Origin of the sequence: Pseudomonas sp. HS-18 (assembly GCF_020401845.1) — a bacterium.
Lineage (GTDB): Bacteria > Pseudomonadota > Gammaproteobacteria > Pseudomonadales > Pseudomonadaceae > Pseudomonas > Pseudomonas nitroreducens.
Window position 1 is genome coordinate 530,796 of record NZ_CP084413.1, and the last position, 14,409, is coordinate 545,204.

The following is a 14,409-nucleotide window of genomic DNA, read 5'->3' on the forward strand; positions in this document are numbered from 1 at the left end:
GCGAGCAAGCTCGCTCCTACAGAAAGCAGGCAGAGCTAGAGAATCCGCGCCTTGAACGAACGGCCCTTGATCTTGCCTTCGTTGAAGTGCTTCAGCGCCTGCCTGGCGACGTCACGTTCCACGGCGACGAACGCCTGGAAGTCGAAGATGGCGATCTTGCCGACCTGCGTGCCCTTGAGTCCCGCGTCGCCGGTCAGCCCGCCGAGGATATCGCCGGGGCGCAGCTTGTCCTTGCGCCCGCCGGCGATGGCCAGGGTGGTCATCGGCGGCAGCAGCGGGGCGTCGTTGGCCTTGAGGAAGTCGATGCGCTCCCAGTTCAGTGGCGCACCCTGCAGGTCTTCGATGGCCTGGGCGCGGCTGGCTTCGGCCGGCGTCACCAGCGACAGCGCCAGGCCCTTCTCGCCGGCGCGGCCGCTGCGCCCGATGCGGTGCACATGGACCTGCGCATCGCGCGACAGCTCGACGTTGATCACCGCTTCCAGCGCGGCGATGTCCAGCCCGCGGGCGGCCACGTCGGTGGCCACCAGCACGCTGCAGCTGCGGTTGGCGAACATGGTCAGCACCTGGTCGCGCTCGCGCTGCTCGAGGTCACCGTGCAGGGCCAGGGCGGAGATCTTGCGTGCGTTGAGCTGCTCCACCACTTCCATGCACTGCTGGCGGGTATGGCAGAAGGCGACACAGGATTGCGGGCGGAAATGCTGGAGCAGGCGCACGACGGCATCGAGGCGCTGCTTGGGATCGATCTCGTAGAAGTGCTGTTCGATCTGGCTGTCGTCGTGCAGTGCTTCCACTTCCACGCGCTCGGGGTTCTTCAGGAACTTCGCCGCCAGTTGGCCGATGCCGTCGGGGTAGGTAGCGGAGAACAGCAGGGTCTGCCGGCGCGCCGGAGCCTGGTCGATGATGTCGGCGATGCTGTCGTAGAAGCCCATGTCGAGCATGCGGTCAGCTTCGTCCAGTACCAGGGTGTTCAGGCCGTCGAGCTTGAGGGTGCCGCGGCGCAGGTGTTCCTGAATGCGCCCCGGCGTACCGACCACCACGTGGGCGCCGTGCTCCAGCGATCCGATCTGCGGGCCGAAGGGCGTACCGCCGCAGAGGGTCAGCACCTTGATGTTGTCGGCGGCGCGGGCGAGGCGGCGGATCTCCTTGGCGACCTGGTCGGCCAGCTCGCGAGTCGGGCACAGCACCAGTGCCTGGCAGCCGAAATAACGCGGATTCAGCGGGCTGAGCAGGCCGATGCCGAAGGCGGCGGTCTTGCCGCTACCGGTCTTGGCCTGGGCGATCAGGTCGCGGCCCTTGAGGATCGCCGGCAGGGCGGCGGCCTGGATCGGCGTCATCTCGCGATAACCGAGAGAATCGAGGTTGGCCAGCAGGTCGGCCGACAGCGCGAGGGTGGAAAATGCAGAGGTGGTCACGAAGGGAGCCCGGGTGAATCCATATGGCCGCGCAGTGTAGCAGGAGAGCCCCTCAAAAGGGCTGAGAAGCCTGTATGGCAAGGGTTTGAGGCCACTCGTCAGAATTTCTCCAAGTAGCGATGAACGGTTTTTTCAAGAGATTCGCTTTCCGCAGATTTTTATCGTAGAGTTTCCGGACTGTGTTTGCATGGGTCGCCGTCGATCGTGACCTGATGCGGTCGGTTATTCCACCCCGTCCTGCTCGACTCCTTGTAACTCCTTGCAACTCAGTTCCTGGCCATTCGTGGCTAATTTCAAAAATACGTTCCAAGGAGAACACCATGTCGAATCGTCAGAACGGCACCGTCAAGTGGTTCAACGAGACCAAAGGCTACGGCTTCATTACCCCGGAAAGCGGCCCGGACGTGTTCGTACACTTCCGCGCTATCGAAGGTAACGGCTTCAAGACTCTGGCCGAAGGCCAGAAGGTCAGCTTCGAAGTCGTGCAGGGCCAGAAAGGCATGCAGGCCGAGCGCGTGCAGGTGATCTAAGATCCCCTGGCGTCAGCCGAAAAAGAACCCCGGGTGGAAACATCCGGGGTTTTTTATTGCCTATGTCCTTGTCGCCTATAGTGCTGCCATCGATTTTCCGGAGCTGCCATCCATGCCATCGCCCGCCTTCCGCCTGCTGCTCGCCGGCCTGCTCGTTTCGGGCGGCGCCCTTGCCGCCGACGCGCCCGCCCAGCCCACCTGGGGGTGGGTGGAGACGCTCATGCTGATGCCCGAACAGGCCCCCCTCAAGGCGAAGCTGGATACCGGCGCGCAGACCTCGGTGATGGACGCGCGCAACATCACGCGCATCAAGAAGAACGACGAGCGCTGGGTACAGTACGACGTGATGCTGACTGACCCGGCGACCGGCAAGGAAGAGCGCCTGCCTTTCGAGCGGCGTGTCGAGCGCGTGCTCAAGTTCAAGACCGCCAGCGGCGTCGAGCGCGCTCCGGTGGTGCTGATGGACGTCTGCCTGGGCGGCAAGGTCTACCGTGAGCAGTTCACCCTGCGCGACCGCCAGACCCTGGATTACCCGGTGCTGCTGGGGCGTCGCACCCTGGAACACCTGGGGCCGGTGGACGCCTCGAAGACGCAAACCGCCGCGCCGACCTGCAAGCCCTGATCAATGCTCGTCGACACCATGCTCGGGTTCGACCCGGCGTGGTGTGGTGCGGCCGTCTTCGGCGTTGAGCTGGAAGAAGATTGCGGCCGCCAGCATCGAGAGGATGCCGACGCTGAAGTAGGTCGCGTGGAAGGCCGACAGCACATCGCCCTGCACGCTTTCCTGATCGCCCGTGAACCCGCCCAGCAGCGCTGCCGCACAGGCGATGCCCATGCCGATGGATAGCTGCATGACCACCGAGAGCAGGCTGTTGCCGGCGCTGGCGTTGTCGTCGCGCAGATCGATCAGGGTCAGGGTGTTCATCGCAGTGAACTGCAGCGAGTTGATCCCGCCCAGCACTGCCAACTGCACCAGCAGCAGCGCGTAAGGGGTGTCCTGGTCGACCAGGCCGAGGCTGGCGATCATCGCGCCCAGCAGCAACGTGTTGCTGACCAGCAATTTGCGATAGCCGAACAGGTCCAGCAGCGGTCGCGCCAGCGACTTGATGACCATGGCCGCCAGGGCCATCGGGATCATGGTCATGCCCGCCCGCGATGGCGAGAAGCCCAGGCCGATCTGCAGCAGCAGCGGGGTGAGGAAGGGCAGGGAGCCGCTGCCCAGGCGCGCGAACAGGTTGCCCAGTACGCCCACGGCGAAGGTGCGCGTGGCGAACAGCGACGGTGGGAACAGCGGTGCTTCGATGCGCAGCGCACGCAGCCAGTAAGCCGCCAGCAGTACCAGCCCGCCCACCAGCAACAGGACCACGCGCACGTGGGGCATGTGCAGTTCGCCCAGGCCTTCGAGAGCGATGGTGATCAGCACCATGGCGCCACCGAACAGCAGGAAACCGATCGAGTCGAAACGCGTCGCGCGAACACCGTGCAGGTCGGGCATCAGGCGCAGGGCGACGATGAAGCCCACCAGCCCGACCGGCAGGTTGATCAGGAAGATCCAGTGCCAGCTGGCGTACTCCACCAGCCAGCCACCCAGCGTGGGGCCGGCCAGCGGCCCGAGCAGGCCGGGAATGGTGACGAAGCTGAGGATGCGCACCAGCTCCGTGCGCGGGTACACGCGCAGGATCACCAGGCGCCCTACCGGCATCATCAGCGCGCCGCCGATACCCTGCACCACGCGGGCGCCGACCAGGGTGCCGAGGCTGGGCGAGAGCGCGCAGAGCAGCGAGCCGAAGCTGAACAGGAAGATCGCGAAGAGGAACACCCGACGGGTGCCGAAACGGTCGGAGATCCAGCCGGAAGAGGGGATCAGCAGCGCCACGGTGAGCAGGTAGGCGATCACCACGCCCTGCATGCGCAGCGGGTCCTCGTCCAGCGAGCGGGCCATGCTCGGCAGCGCGGTGTTGAGGATGGTGCCGTCCAGGGCCTGCATGAAGAAGGCGATGGCCACCAGCCAGGGCAGCAGGCGAGCCACGCGGGGCGTGAGAATGAAGGGGTCGCTCATGGTCGGTCCGTCAGGCGGGAATGGCTCTAGCTTAGGGAATCTTTGGCGGTCGCGGGGGAAATTGCCGCGAGCTGGGTACAACCATGTTCGCGCGGATCGCTCCGCAGTGATTGTACGAATGGCCGCCCGTGGACATCGGTGAACAGCGAAAAAGTTCCCGGCCACAGCTCTGCAATCGCAGCGGTCGGCGAAGTTGTGAGCGAGCCGTGCCATTGCCCGACCGCGCTGGCCGGGGTGGAACAACGGCCGCGGCGCCCGGTCGATATGGCGTCCGGTATTCCCTTGGAGTCAGCAATGTCCGTCAAACCCCGCGTTACCCTCGCACTGGCCGCCCTGCTGGCGGCTTCCTCGGCATTTGCCTTCAACCTGGGCGATGCCGCCAAGGCGGTATCCGGCGCGACCGGCGCCGATACCTCGCGGGTCGCCTCCACCCCGCAGACCAGCGGCCTGCTCAACGCCCTGACCGGCCAGCTCGGCGTCAGCGACGAACAGGCCCTCGGCGGTACCGGCGCCCTGCTGGGCCTGGCGAAGAACAAGCTCAGCACCGCCGACTATTCGCAGCTGGCGAAGACCGTCCCCGGCCTCGACAAACTCACCGGCAGCAACGCCCTGGGTGGCCTGGGCGGGCAGCTCGGCAATCTTGGCGGCGGCGCTTCCAGCGGCCTGTTGGGCAACGTCAGCAGCATGGGCGATGTGAGCAAGGCCTTCGGTGCGCTGGGCATGGACCAGGACATGACTGGCAAATTCTCCAGCGTGCTGCTGGATTACCTTGGCAAGCAGGGCGCCAACAGCAACCTGCTCGGCACCCTGGGCAGTCTCTGGGGCACCGGCGCCTGATATCCGCCGGCCGGCGCGGAACCGCCGCGCCGGGCACCGGTCCTATCGACGATCCGGCCCCGACCTGGGGTCGGACAGCCGTTCTCCGGAGCCGTCGATGCCCACCCGTTCCGCCGTCTTCCTGGCCGCCGCCTGGCTGGTCGCGTCCCCTGTGTTCGCCGCTACCTTCACCGACACCAGCGAGCCCGCCGCTGAAACCCAGGGCGTGCCGCCGGCCGCCAATGCACTGCTGGGCAACCTTACCCGGCAACTGGGCGTCAGCGAGCAGCAGGCCATTGGTGGCACGGGTGCCCTGCTGGGGCTGGCGATGAACAGCCTGAAGGAAACCGACACGGCGCAATTGCAGAAATCCCTGCCGAACCTCGACCAGCTCGCCGGCAACAGTTCGCTGGGTGACCTGGGTGGGGCGCTGAGTGGTTTCGGCGGGTTGGGCAACGCCGCGGCGCTGCTGGGTGGAATCAACAACCTGCAGGATGTCGACCAGATATTCGGCGTGCTGGGCATGGACCAGTCCATGATCGGCCGCTTCGCCGGGGTGATCCTCGACTACTTCACCGAACAGGGCCTCAGCAGCCAACTGCTCGGTACGCTCGGCGGACTCTGGGGCACTCCGCTGACGCCGGCTACGCCGGTCGCCGGGCGGGGTGCGTAGGGAGCCTCAGAACTCCTCGCGCAACTGCTCGATGCGCTGGTCCTTCTGTTCCCACAACTGCGACACCCAGTTCTGCACGTACTGGCGGAATTGCGCATCGTTCTCGTAATCGCCCTGCCACAGCGCGGGGTCGATCTCGCGTGCCTGGATGTCGACGATGACACGCGGCACGCGGCCGCATAGCAGATCCCAGAAGCCCGGTCGCGGGCCCTTCGGGTAGACCAGGGTGACGTCCAGCAGCGTATCGAGCTGCTCGCCCAGGGCTGCCAGCACGAAGGCCACGCCGCCGGCTTTGGGCTTCAGCAGGTTCTGGTAGGGCGATTGTTGCTGGGCCTGCTTGGCCGGGGTGAAGCGCGTGCCTTCGAGGTAGTTCACCACGGTCACCGGCATGCGCTTGAACTTCTCGCAGGCGGCCTTGGTGATCTCCAGGTCCTTGCCCTTGAGCTCCGGGTGCTTTTCCAGGAAGGCCTTGCTGTAGCGCTTCATGAAGGGATAGTCGAGCGCCCAGAAGGCCAGGCCGAGGAAGGGCACCCAGATCAGTTCCTTCTTGAGGAAGAACTTGAAGTAGGGCGTCTTGCGGTTGAAGGCCTGCACCAGCGCCGGGATGTCGACCCAGGACTGGTGGTTGCTGATCACCAGGTAGGACGTGTCGCCGCGCAACTGGGCGGAGCCACGGATGTCCCACACGGTCGGGGTCAGCAGGGCGAAGATGGCCTTGTCGATCTCCGCCCAGGTCTCGGCGATCCACATCACCCCGCGCGAGCAGGCATCCTTCGCTGCTTGTCCGGGAACGATGAGCTTGAGCAGGGCGATCAGCAGCATCGGGCCGATCAGGATCAGGGTATTGAGCAGCAACAGGAGGCTGGCGAAGACGCCGGTCAGTGCCTGCATGGGGTCCTTTCCTTTTGCGACGGTGGCTGGAGCATGATACGCAGCCGACGTAGGGTTCCCAAGCGCCCCTCCCGCTGCAGTGGCCGGAAGACTATGCTCTGGGGGTCATACTCCGAGGCCTGCCATGTCCGACTCGCCGTACCTGCGCATTCCCGTCGAAGCCGTCACTTTAGGGATGTATGTGCACGAGCTGTGCGGATCGTGGGTGAACCATCCGTTCTGGCGCGCGCGCTTCCTGCTGGAAGATCCCGAAGATTTGCGACGCCTGAAGCACAGTGCGGTGCGCGAGGTGCTGATCGACCCCCGCCGCGGTTGTCTGCCGGTGTCACCGACATCTGCGCAGACTGGCGCGGCAGCCGCCGAGCAGACGCGGGAAGCGGCCGCGCCCCTCGCCCCGCCGATTGCCCGGCGCAGCCTGGAGGACGAGCTGCAAGTCGCCCGCCAACTGTGCATCCGCTCCAAGGAAATGGTCCTGGCCATGTTCCAGGATGCCCGCATGGGGCGCGTGGTCGATGCCGAGGGCGCGCACCAGTTGGTGGGTGACATCGCCGCTTCCATGCAACGACATCCCGACGCAGTCATCAGCCTTGCAAGGCTGAAAACCGCCGACGAGTACACCTACCTGCATTCGGTCGCCGTTTGTGCCTTGATGATCGCCCTGGCGCGGGAGCTCGGCCTGGATGAAAACCTGGTGCGTGAAGCCGGCCTTGCCGGGCTGCTCCACGACATCGGCAAGATGACGGTGCCGATGGCGGTGCTGAACAAGCCTGGTCGCCTCGACGAGAGCGAGTTCGCCAGTGTGCGCGAGCACCCCTGGCGCGGTGGCGAGATTCTCCGCGAGGGCCGCCATGTCAGCGCGCTGGTGCTGGATGTGTGCCTGCACCACCACGAGAAACTCGACGGCACCGGCTACCCGCACCGCCTCGCCGGCGAGCAGATCAGCCTGTTCGCGCGCATGGGCGCGGTCTGCGACATCTACGATGCGATCACCTCCGACCGCCCCTACAAGGCCGGCTGGGACCCGGCCGAATCACTGCAACGCATGTCGCAATGGTGCGGTGGGCACCTCGACCAGCAGGTATTCCGCGCCTTCGTCCGGTGCCTGGGCATCTACCCCATCGGCGCGCTGGTGCGCCTGGAAAGCGAGCGCCTGGCAGTGGTGGTGGAACAGGGCGCGGAACTGCTGCTGCCGGTGGTGAAGGTCTTCTACTCGACGCGCACCCGTGCGGCGATTCCCTTCGAGGTGCTCGACCTGTCGCGGTGCAAGGGCCGCGAGCGCATTGTCAGCCGCGAGTCGCCGGACAAATGGGGCTTCCGCAACCTGGAGGCGCTGTGGAGTGGGCTGGACCGCCGGCGCGGCTCGTTGTTCGACGCGTGAAGCGGGTGTGCTGGCGAACCTATGGCGGGCGTGATAGTCCTATGCGCTACACCCGCCCAACCCGGAGTTCCCGCGTGAAACGCGCCCTCGCCCTGCTATCCCTTTTTGCCTTGCCCGGCCTCGCCCTGGCCGCCGAGACCAAACTCTACGGCCGCTACGAGTGGGTCAGCCTGCCTGAGCTCGATCAGACCCTGCAGGCCAAGATGGACACCGGCGCCTACACCTCCTCGCTGTCGGCCAAGGATATCCAGATCTTCCAGCGCGACGGCGAGGACTGGGTGCGCTTCAAACTGGCCACCAAGGATGGCGGCGACTCGGTGTACGAACACAAGCTGGCGCGCATCTCCAAGATCAAGAACCGCTCGGACGGCGCCGGCGAGGATGAAGAGGAAGAGTCCAGCCCCGGCCTCAGCCAGCGCCCGGTGATCGAACTGCCGGTGTGCCTGGGCGGCGACCAGCGCACCATCGAGGTCAACCTCACCGACCGCAGCCACTTCAACTACCCCTTCCTGATGGGCGCCAAGGGCCTGCGCAAGTTCCACGTCGCGGTGGACGCGGGCGAGCGCTTCGTCGCCGGCAAGCCGGACTGCTCCTGATCCTCGATTGACGCGGCGCGGGGCTTGGTGGACCCTTCCGGGACCTTCCCGGGAATCGGAATCCCATGCCCCACATCCTCATCGTCGAAGATGAAGCCGCCATCGCCGACACGCTGCTCTATGCCCTGCAGGCCGAAGGTTTCGAAACGACCTGGCTGAACCTCGCCGGCCCCGCCCTCGAGCGCCTGCAGCGCGAGGCCTTCGACCTGGTCATCCTCGACGTCGGGCTGCCGGATATCAGCGGCTTCGAAGCCTGCAAGCAACTGCGTCGCTTCTCCGAGGTGCCGGTGATCTTCCTCACCGCGCGCAACGCCGAGATCGACCGTGTGGTCGGCCTGGAAATCGGTGCCGACGACTACGTCGTCAAACCCTTCAGCCCGCGCGAAGTCGCCGCGCGGGTGAAGGCCATCCTCAAGCGCACCGCACCGCGTGAAGCGCCTGCCCCCGCGGTGATCGGCAATGGCCCGTTCGAGGTGGACGAGGAGCGTTTCCAGATCCGCTACCGCGGCCAGCCGCTGAGCCTGACCCGCCACGAATTCCGCCTGCTGCAGACGCTGCTGGCGCGCCCCGAGCGGGTGTTCAGCCGCGAACAGTTGCTCGATGCCCTGGGCGTCGCTGCCGACGCCGGCTACGAGCGCAACGTCGACAGCCACATCAAGAGCCTGCGCGCCAAGCTGCGCCAGGTCGCCCCCGCCGCCGAACCGATCCAGACCCACCGCGGCCTGGGCTACAGCTACGCGCCGGACAAGAGCTGATGCGCCTGTCGCTGCGGATCTTCCTGGTCTACTTCTTCTTCGTCGGGCTGACCGGCTGGTTCGTATTGCGCACGGTGATGGACGAGATTCGCCCCGGCGTGCGCCAGTCCAGCGAAGAGACCCTGGTGGATACCGCCAACCTGCTGGCCGAGATTCTGCAGGCCGACGTGAAGCGCGGCACCCTCGACCAGAGCCGCCTGCCCGAGATGCTTCGCGCCTATGGCGCGCGCAGCCCGCAGGCGGACATCTGGGGCGTGAACAAGACCGCGGTGAACCACCGCATCTACGTGACCGACGCGCGCGGCATCGTCCTGCTGGATTCCCTCGGCCAGGCCGTGGGCCAGGACTACTCGCGCTGGAACGACGTCTACCTGACCCTGCGCGGCCAGTACGGCGCGCGCTCCAGCCGCGAGTCGGCGGACGACCCGGAATCCTCGGTGATGTATGTCGCCGCGCCGATCCGCGATGGCGAGAAGATCATCGGCGTGGTTTCGGTCTCCAAACCCAACCGCACGTTGCAGCCCTATATCGACCGTTCGCAACGGCGCCTCGCGTGGCTCGGTGCGGGGCTGATCGTGCTCGGCCTGCTGGTCGGCGCGGGGCTGTCCTGGTGGCTGAGCCGCTCGCTGGATCGCCTGACCCGCTACGCCCAGGCGGTGAGCGAAGGGCGCCGCGCGGAACTGCCGCGCTATCGCGGGGGCGAGATGGCGCAGCTGGCCGGCGCCGTGGAGCGCATGCGTGTGCAACTGGAGGGCAAGGATTACGTCGAGCGCTACGTGCACACCCTGACCCATGAACTGAAGAGCCCGCTGGCGGCGATCCGTGGCGCCGCAGAGTTGCTCGAAGGCGAGATGCCCGCCGAGCAGCGTGCGCGCTTCGTCGGCAACATCGCGGGAGAAAGCGAGCGCCTGCAGCAGCTGATCGAACGCTTGCTGAATCTGGCCCAGGTGGAGCAGCGCCAGGGACTGGAGGAGTGCGTGCCGGTGGCCTTGCATGAACTGGCCAGCGAGCTGGTCGATGAGCGCATGGCGCGGGTGCAGGGCGTGCAGTTGGAGAACGCCATCCCGCCGCAGGCGACGGTACTCGGCGAGCGCTTCCTGCTGCGCCAGGCATTGGGCAACCTGCTGGACAACGCACTGGATTTCACGCCGGCGGGTGGTGTCATTCGTTTCGATGCGCAGCCCGATGGCGAGGGCTGGCGCGTCGAACTGTTCAACCAGGGCGAAGCCATTCCGGAGTTCGCCCTGCCGCGCCTGACCGAGCGCTTCTACTCCCTGCCGCGCCCGGCGAGTGGCCGCAAGAGCACCGGGCTGGGGCTCAACTTCGTCGCGGAAGTGGCGACCTTGCATGGCGGTGAGTTGAGCGTGGAGAACGTCGACGGCGGCGTCCGCGCGACTCTGTTCCTGCCCTTGTAGGACTGAGGGGGACGCCCAGTCCTGGCTCGCGAACATGCTCCGCTGTGGGGGGCAGGTTCGCGAGCAAGCTCGCTCCTACGAAAAGCCATAGCCACACAATCCCCACAGACTCTCCACATTCCGCCCCGAGCGCCACCACGCGCGAACCCCAAGCTCACTCCGTCGTCCACCCACGGAGAAAGCCTTCGATGAACCGCCAACTCGGCATCAAGCTCGGCGCCATCGCGCTGTTGATCGTCCTCCTGCTGATACCCCTGCTGATGATCGACGGCCTGGTCGACGAGCGTCAGAACTACCGCGACGAGGTCCTGCAGGACATCGCCCGCAGCGCCAGCTACAGCCAGCAGCTCACCGGCCCGCTGGTGGTCGTGCCCTACACCCGCACCATTCGCGCCTGGCGCCTGGACAAGGCCAGCCAGCAGCGCGTATTGCAGGAGCGCGAGGTGCGCGGGCGGCTGTACTTCCTGCCGGAAGTCTTCAACCTCGATGGGCAGATGCGCACCGAACTGCGCCATCGTGGCATCTACGAGGCGCGCCTGTTCCATGCCGACAGCCAGGTCAGCGGCAGCTTCGTCCTGCCGGCCAACTACGGCATCAGCAGCGACCTGGGCAGTTACCGTTTCGACGACCCGTTGCTGGCGGTGGGCATCAGCGATGTGCGCGGCATCGAGAACGCGCCGAAGCTGAAGGTCGGCGACGAGCTGCGCGACTTCCAGCCCGGCACCCAGAGCCAGTTCCTCGGCAACGGCGTGCATGCCGTGCTGCCGTTCAAGGCCAGCGACCGCGAGCAGCGCTTCGACTATTCCTTCGAGCTGTCGCTGCTGGGCAGCAGCCGCCTGGACATCACCCCGGTGGGCCGCGACAGCCAGGTCAAGCTGGTCTCGGACTGGCCGCATCCCAGCTTCGGCGGCGAGTTCCTGCCCACCGAGCGCAGCGTCAGCAACCAGGGTTTCAGCGCACGCTGGCGCACCAGTTTCTTCGCCACCAACCTGGAGGATCAACTGCGTGCATGCACCGCGCCGGCCCAGGTCGACGTGGCTCGGGCGGTCGGTGCGGACGATCCGGATATCTCCCGCGCCAGCACCGCCGAGTGCAGTCAGTTCGGTGAGCATCGCTTCGGCGTGGCGCTGGTGGACCCGGTGGACCAGTACCTGAAGACCGACCGCGCGGTGAAGTACGCGCTGCTGTTCATCGTCCTCACCTTCGCCGGCTTCTTCCTCTTCGAAGTACTCAAGCGCCTGTCGGTGCACCCGATCCAGTACGCGCTGGTGGGCATGGCGCTGGCGCTGTTCTACCTGCTCCTGCTGTCGCTCTCCGAGCATCTCGGCTTCGAGCTGGCCTACCTGTTGTCCGCTGGCGCCTGTGTCGGGCTGATCGGTTTCTACCTCTGCCACGTGTTGCACAGCCTGTGGCGCGGCGCCGGTTTCAGCCTGGGGCTCGCCGGGCTCTACGGGATGCTCTACGCGCTGCTCAGCGCCGAAGACTACGCCTTGCTGATGGGCTCGCTGCTGCTGTTCGGTGTGCTCGGTGGCGTGATGGTGCTGACTCGCCGGCTGGACTGGTATGGCATCGGCAAGCCCCGTGGCGATGACCTGGAATTTTCCCTGGACGATGTGCGCGTACAGCGCTGAGGAGAGTCGTGATGACCAACGTGATGCGCTTTTCCCTGTGCCTGTTCGCCGGCCTGCTGATCAGTGGTCTGTGCCTGCCAGTGCTGATGCTCATCGGCCGCTTCGACTGGATCGCCCTGCTGGTGGCCAGCGGCAAACCGCTGGCCCACATTGCCCTGCTGCTGCCGGGCGATTGGTGGGAGTTGCTCACCGGCGTCGAGGATGCGGCGAACAATCCCCATGTGCGCTCCTTCCTGGAGATGTGTGTGGGAGTCGCCCAGCTCGGCCTGCTGCTGGCGCTGCCGATCTATCGCTTCGGCCGCCAGGAGCAGCCGTCATGAGTGCGTGGGCCGGGCTGCGCGAGGAGCACGAGGTGGGGCGACGGCTGGCGCGGCGTATCGCCGGGTTGTTCGAGCAGGGGATGGGGCGGAGGGCGATGCGTGATGAGCGTTTTCAGCGGCGGGTGGTGCGGCACAGCCAGCCGATGATGAAGGCCTGGCGCAGCCGGCTTCCCCTCACCCCGACCCTCTCCCGAGGGGAGAGGGGGCTGGGCGGTGCGGGCTGGCAGGTCTGGAGCATGCCGGCCCGCTCTCTGAGCTGCGCACCCTAGGATGGGGGGCGTGCAGCGATGCCCATCGTCAGTCAGGCCGGCACGGTCGCCTGCATCGACGGCCGCTGGCTGACCTCGGCGAACCACGTCGCCAATTGCGGATAGGCCGCGCGCCAGTCCCAGTGCGGCTGGCGGAAGTCCAGGTAGCCCAGCGCGCAGGCGACGCCGATCGCGGCAATGTCGAAGCGCTCGGCCAGCTCGGGGTGGGCCGGGCCGTCGAAATAGGCGAGGGTGCGGACGATCTTCAGCTGTTGGTTGTCGAGCCATTTGTCCCAGTGTTTCTCCTGGGGGCGCATGGCGGTTTCGTAGCGAATCAGCACGGCGGCATCCAGTACCGCGTCGGCCAATGAGGCGAGGGTCAGGCGGCGCCAGCGTGCCGCGCCGTCGCGGGGAATCAGCGGCTCGCCGGCGTGCTGCTGGTCGAGGTATTCGAGGATCACCCGGCTGTCATGCAGGGTCTGGCCGTCGGCCAGGCGCAGGGCGGGAATCTTCCCGGCGGGATTGTCCTGCAGCACGCCGGCGTCCGGCGCGATGGGTGTGTGGGCGGCGGCGTACAGCTCCACGGAGTCGGCCTGGCCGGTCTCGTGCAGCAGGACCATGACCTTGCGCACGAAGGGCGAAGCGGCGGCGTGGAACAGGACGGGACGGGTACTCATCAACGACTCCTCGGTGGGTTCAATCTTGCAGGACGACCAGGCGATCGGTGCCGGATTCGGCGCCCCACACCTCGCCGGGCCGGCCGAGCAGCTGGCGCACGTTGGCGTGTTCGTGGTCGCTCGGGTAGGCCGTGAATTTCTCGCTTTGCGGATCGAAGCGCAGCAGGGCATTGGCGGCGAAATCGCTCAGCCAGACCTGGTCCATGGCATCGACGTAGACCGCATAGGGCTGCGGATGATCGCCCGGCAGCTTCCAGGTTTTCCACTGGTTGTCGCTGGGGTCGAAGCGCGCCAGGCTTCCGGCGCTCCACTGGCTGATCCACAGCCGCCCCACGGAGTCGGCCCACAGGCGACGCGGGCCGCTGTCGTTGCCGGGGGCGTCGAAGGTGGTGGCGTTATCGGCGATATCGTCGACCTGGCCGATGTAGTTGCCCGCGAGGGACGCGTACCAGACGCCTCCATCCGGAGTCACGGCGATGCCGTAGGGGCCCTTGCCGCGCGGCGCCGGCCAGACCTTCAGGTCGCGGCTGTCCGGGTCGAGCCGACCGTAGAAGCCATTCTGCCCGGTGAACCACAGCACGCCGTCGTCATCGAATACCGCAGTGTTGAGATTGGCGTCGGCCGCTTCCTTGGGCAGCGGGATGACTTCCACGCCCAGACGCTGTGCGTCCACGTGGACGATGGCGTTGAGGCCACTGTCGGTGATCCAGGCGTCGCCGTTGGCGTCGGCGATCACGCCGTGGGGGCTGGAGCCCTTGCCGAGGCTGATCTGCTCGCTCTGCCCGGTCTGCGGATCGAGCCGGCCGAGCACGCCGAGCTTCTGCGCGGTGTACCAGACCTTGCCGTCCTCGGTGGGTGCCACGTCGTGCGGGCCGGAACCCTTGGGCAGGTCGAAGTACTTCACTTGCGTGGCGTGGGCGCCGCTGGCCAGCAACAGGCCGGCGAGAATCAGCGGCAGAACGCGAAGCATGGGGCTCTCCTTGGCAGAGTCCGGATGGTGATGAGACT

At 66.5% G+C, this 14,409-nt stretch carries 16 protein-coding genes; 11 read left to right on the top strand and 5 right to left on the bottom strand.

What is annotated here, in order from left to right:
- Positions 1-35: 35 nt before the first annotated feature.
- Positions 36-1,412, bottom strand: coding sequence for an ATP-dependent RNA helicase DbpA (gene dbpA, locus LDJ84_RS02480; protein WP_024766516.1), 1,377 nt, complete (start codon positions 1,410-1,412; stop codon positions 36-38).
- A gap of 320 nt (positions 1,413-1,732) precedes the next feature.
- On the opposite strand from dbpA, the gene LDJ84_RS02485 reads away from it, so the two are divergent.
- Together LDJ84_RS02485 and LDJ84_RS02490 are read left to right on the top strand one after the other, a co-directional pair.
- Positions 1,733-1,942 carry a cold-shock protein gene (locus LDJ84_RS02485; RefSeq protein WP_017520182.1) on the top strand — a complete coding sequence of 70 codons (210 nt, stop codon included), beginning with the start codon at positions 1,733-1,735 and terminating at the stop codon, positions 1,940-1,942.
- A 112-nt stretch (positions 1,943-2,054) separates the two neighbouring features.
- The gene (locus tag LDJ84_RS02490) at positions 2,055-2,564 is read left to right on the top strand and encodes an ATP-dependent zinc protease (protein ID WP_024766517.1); all 510 of its coding nucleotides are present in this window, start codon (positions 2,055-2,057) and stop codon (positions 2,562-2,564) included.
- Here LDJ84_RS02490 and mdtD read toward each other — a convergent pair whose 3' ends face one another.
- On the bottom strand, positions 2,565-4,001 hold the full coding sequence (mdtD, locus tag LDJ84_RS02495; RefSeq protein ID WP_024766518.1) for a multidrug transporter subunit MdtD: 1,437 nt from the start codon (positions 3,999-4,001) through the stop codon (positions 2,565-2,567).
- Positions 4,002-4,295: 294 nt separating this feature from the next.
- On the opposite strand from mdtD, the gene LDJ84_RS02500 reads away from it, so the two are divergent.
- Positions 4,296-4,838, top strand: coding sequence for a DUF2780 domain-containing protein (locus LDJ84_RS02500; RefSeq protein ID WP_024766519.1), 543 nt, complete (start codon positions 4,296-4,298; stop codon positions 4,836-4,838).
- 97 nt (positions 4,839-4,935) lie between these two features.
- The gene (locus LDJ84_RS02505) at positions 4,936-5,490 is read left to right on the top strand and encodes a DUF2780 domain-containing protein (RefSeq protein ID WP_024766520.1); all 555 of its coding nucleotides are present in this window, start codon (positions 4,936-4,938) and stop codon (positions 5,488-5,490) included.
- A gap of 6 nt (positions 5,491-5,496) precedes the next feature.
- Here the strand turns inward: LDJ84_RS02505 and LDJ84_RS02510 are convergent, their stop codons facing one another.
- Complete coding sequence (locus LDJ84_RS02510; RefSeq protein ID WP_024766521.1) at positions 5,497-6,381, bottom strand: acyltransferase; 885 nt, start codon at positions 6,379-6,381, stop codon at positions 5,497-5,499.
- A 124-nt stretch (positions 6,382-6,505) separates the two neighbouring features.
- On the opposite strand from LDJ84_RS02510, the gene LDJ84_RS02515 reads away from it, so the two are divergent.
- From LDJ84_RS02515 to LDJ84_RS02545, 7 genes are all read left to right on the top strand, one after another.
- Entirely contained in the window at positions 6,506-7,759 is a 1,254-nt protein-coding gene (locus tag LDJ84_RS02515; RefSeq protein WP_024766522.1) for an HD-GYP domain-containing protein, read from the top strand.
- 74 nt (positions 7,760-7,833) lie between these two features.
- Entirely contained in the window at positions 7,834-8,355 is a 522-nt protein-coding gene (locus LDJ84_RS02520) for an ATP-dependent zinc protease (RefSeq protein WP_054907977.1), read from the top strand.
- Positions 8,356-8,420: 65 nt separating this feature from the next.
- The gene (gene creB / locus LDJ84_RS02525) at positions 8,421-9,110 is read left to right on the top strand and encodes a two-component system response regulator CreB (RefSeq protein WP_024766524.1); all 690 of its coding nucleotides are present in this window, start codon (positions 8,421-8,423) and stop codon (positions 9,108-9,110) included.
- Positions 9,110-10,525, top strand: a complete 1,416-nt coding sequence (creC, locus tag LDJ84_RS02530; RefSeq protein WP_226045856.1) for a two-component system sensor histidine kinase CreC — start codon at positions 9,110-9,112, stop codon at positions 10,523-10,525. Before creB ends, creC begins: the two co-directional genes overlap by 1 nt.
- Positions 10,526-10,713: 188 nt before the next feature.
- The gene (gene creD / locus LDJ84_RS02535) at positions 10,714-12,156 is read left to right on the top strand and encodes a cell envelope integrity protein CreD (RefSeq protein ID WP_226045857.1); all 1,443 of its coding nucleotides are present in this window, start codon (positions 10,714-10,716) and stop codon (positions 12,154-12,156) included.
- Between the two features lie 11 nt (positions 12,157-12,167).
- Positions 12,168-12,476, top strand: coding sequence for a hypothetical protein (locus LDJ84_RS02540; RefSeq protein ID WP_024766526.1), 309 nt, complete (start codon positions 12,168-12,170; stop codon positions 12,474-12,476).
- Positions 12,473-12,745, top strand: a complete 273-nt coding sequence (locus tag LDJ84_RS02545) for an ABC transporter substrate-binding protein (protein WP_226045858.1) — start codon at positions 12,473-12,475, stop codon at positions 12,743-12,745. The genes LDJ84_RS02540 and LDJ84_RS02545 overlap by 4 nt, the downstream gene beginning before the upstream one ends.
- 32 nt (positions 12,746-12,777) lie before the next feature.
- Here the strand turns inward: LDJ84_RS02545 and LDJ84_RS02550 are convergent, their stop codons facing one another.
- Entirely contained in the window at positions 12,778-13,401 is a 624-nt protein-coding gene (locus LDJ84_RS02550; RefSeq protein WP_226045859.1) for a glutathione S-transferase, read from the bottom strand.
- A gap of 19 nt (positions 13,402-13,420) precedes the next feature.
- Positions 13,421-14,371: an SMP-30/gluconolactonase/LRE family protein gene (locus LDJ84_RS02555; protein WP_226045860.1), complete on the bottom strand. Its 951-nt coding sequence runs from the start codon at positions 14,369-14,371 to the stop codon at positions 13,421-13,423.
- Positions 14,372-14,409 lie beyond the last annotated feature (38 nt).

What these genes read in the sequence shown, in the direction of transcription:
- LDJ84_RS02515 (WP_024766522.1), top strand. Translation starts at nt 6,506, where the DNA reads ATGTCCGACTCGCCGTACCTGCGCATTCCCGTCGAAGCCGTCACTTTA.
- LDJ84_RS02550 (WP_226045859.1), bottom strand. Translation starts at nt 13,401, where the DNA reads ATGAGTACCCGTCCCGTCCTGTTCCACGCCGCCGCTTCGCCCTTCGTG.
- creC (WP_226045856.1), top strand. Translation starts at nt 9,110, where the DNA reads ATGCGCCTGTCGCTGCGGATCTTCCTGGTCTACTTCTTCTTCGTCGGG.
- mdtD (WP_024766518.1), bottom strand. Translation starts at nt 4,001, where the DNA reads ATGAGCGACCCCTTCATTCTCACGCCCCGCGTGGCTCGCCTGCTGCCC.
- creB (WP_024766524.1), top strand. Translation starts at nt 8,421, where the DNA reads ATGCCCCACATCCTCATCGTCGAAGATGAAGCCGCCATCGCCGACACG.
- LDJ84_RS02545 (WP_226045858.1), top strand. Translation starts at nt 12,473, where the DNA reads ATGAGTGCGTGGGCCGGGCTGCGCGAGGAGCACGAGGTGGGGCGACGG.
- LDJ84_RS02490 (WP_024766517.1), top strand. Translation starts at nt 2,055, where the DNA reads ATGCCATCGCCCGCCTTCCGCCTGCTGCTCGCCGGCCTGCTCGTTTCG.
- creD (WP_226045857.1), top strand. Translation starts at nt 10,714, where the DNA reads ATGAACCGCCAACTCGGCATCAAGCTCGGCGCCATCGCGCTGTTGATC.
- LDJ84_RS02555 (WP_226045860.1), bottom strand. Translation starts at nt 14,371, where the DNA reads ATGCTTCGCGTTCTGCCGCTGATTCTCGCCGGCCTGTTGCTGGCCAGC.
- LDJ84_RS02500 (WP_024766519.1), top strand. Translation starts at nt 4,296, where the DNA reads ATGTCCGTCAAACCCCGCGTTACCCTCGCACTGGCCGCCCTGCTGGCG.
- LDJ84_RS02505 (WP_024766520.1), top strand. Translation starts at nt 4,936, where the DNA reads ATGCCCACCCGTTCCGCCGTCTTCCTGGCCGCCGCCTGGCTGGTCGCG.
- LDJ84_RS02540 (WP_024766526.1), top strand. Translation starts at nt 12,168, where the DNA reads ATGACCAACGTGATGCGCTTTTCCCTGTGCCTGTTCGCCGGCCTGCTG.
- LDJ84_RS02485 (WP_017520182.1), top strand. Translation starts at nt 1,733, where the DNA reads ATGTCGAATCGTCAGAACGGCACCGTCAAGTGGTTCAACGAGACCAAA.
- LDJ84_RS02510 (WP_024766521.1), bottom strand. Translation starts at nt 6,381, where the DNA reads ATGCAGGCACTGACCGGCGTCTTCGCCAGCCTCCTGTTGCTGCTCAAT.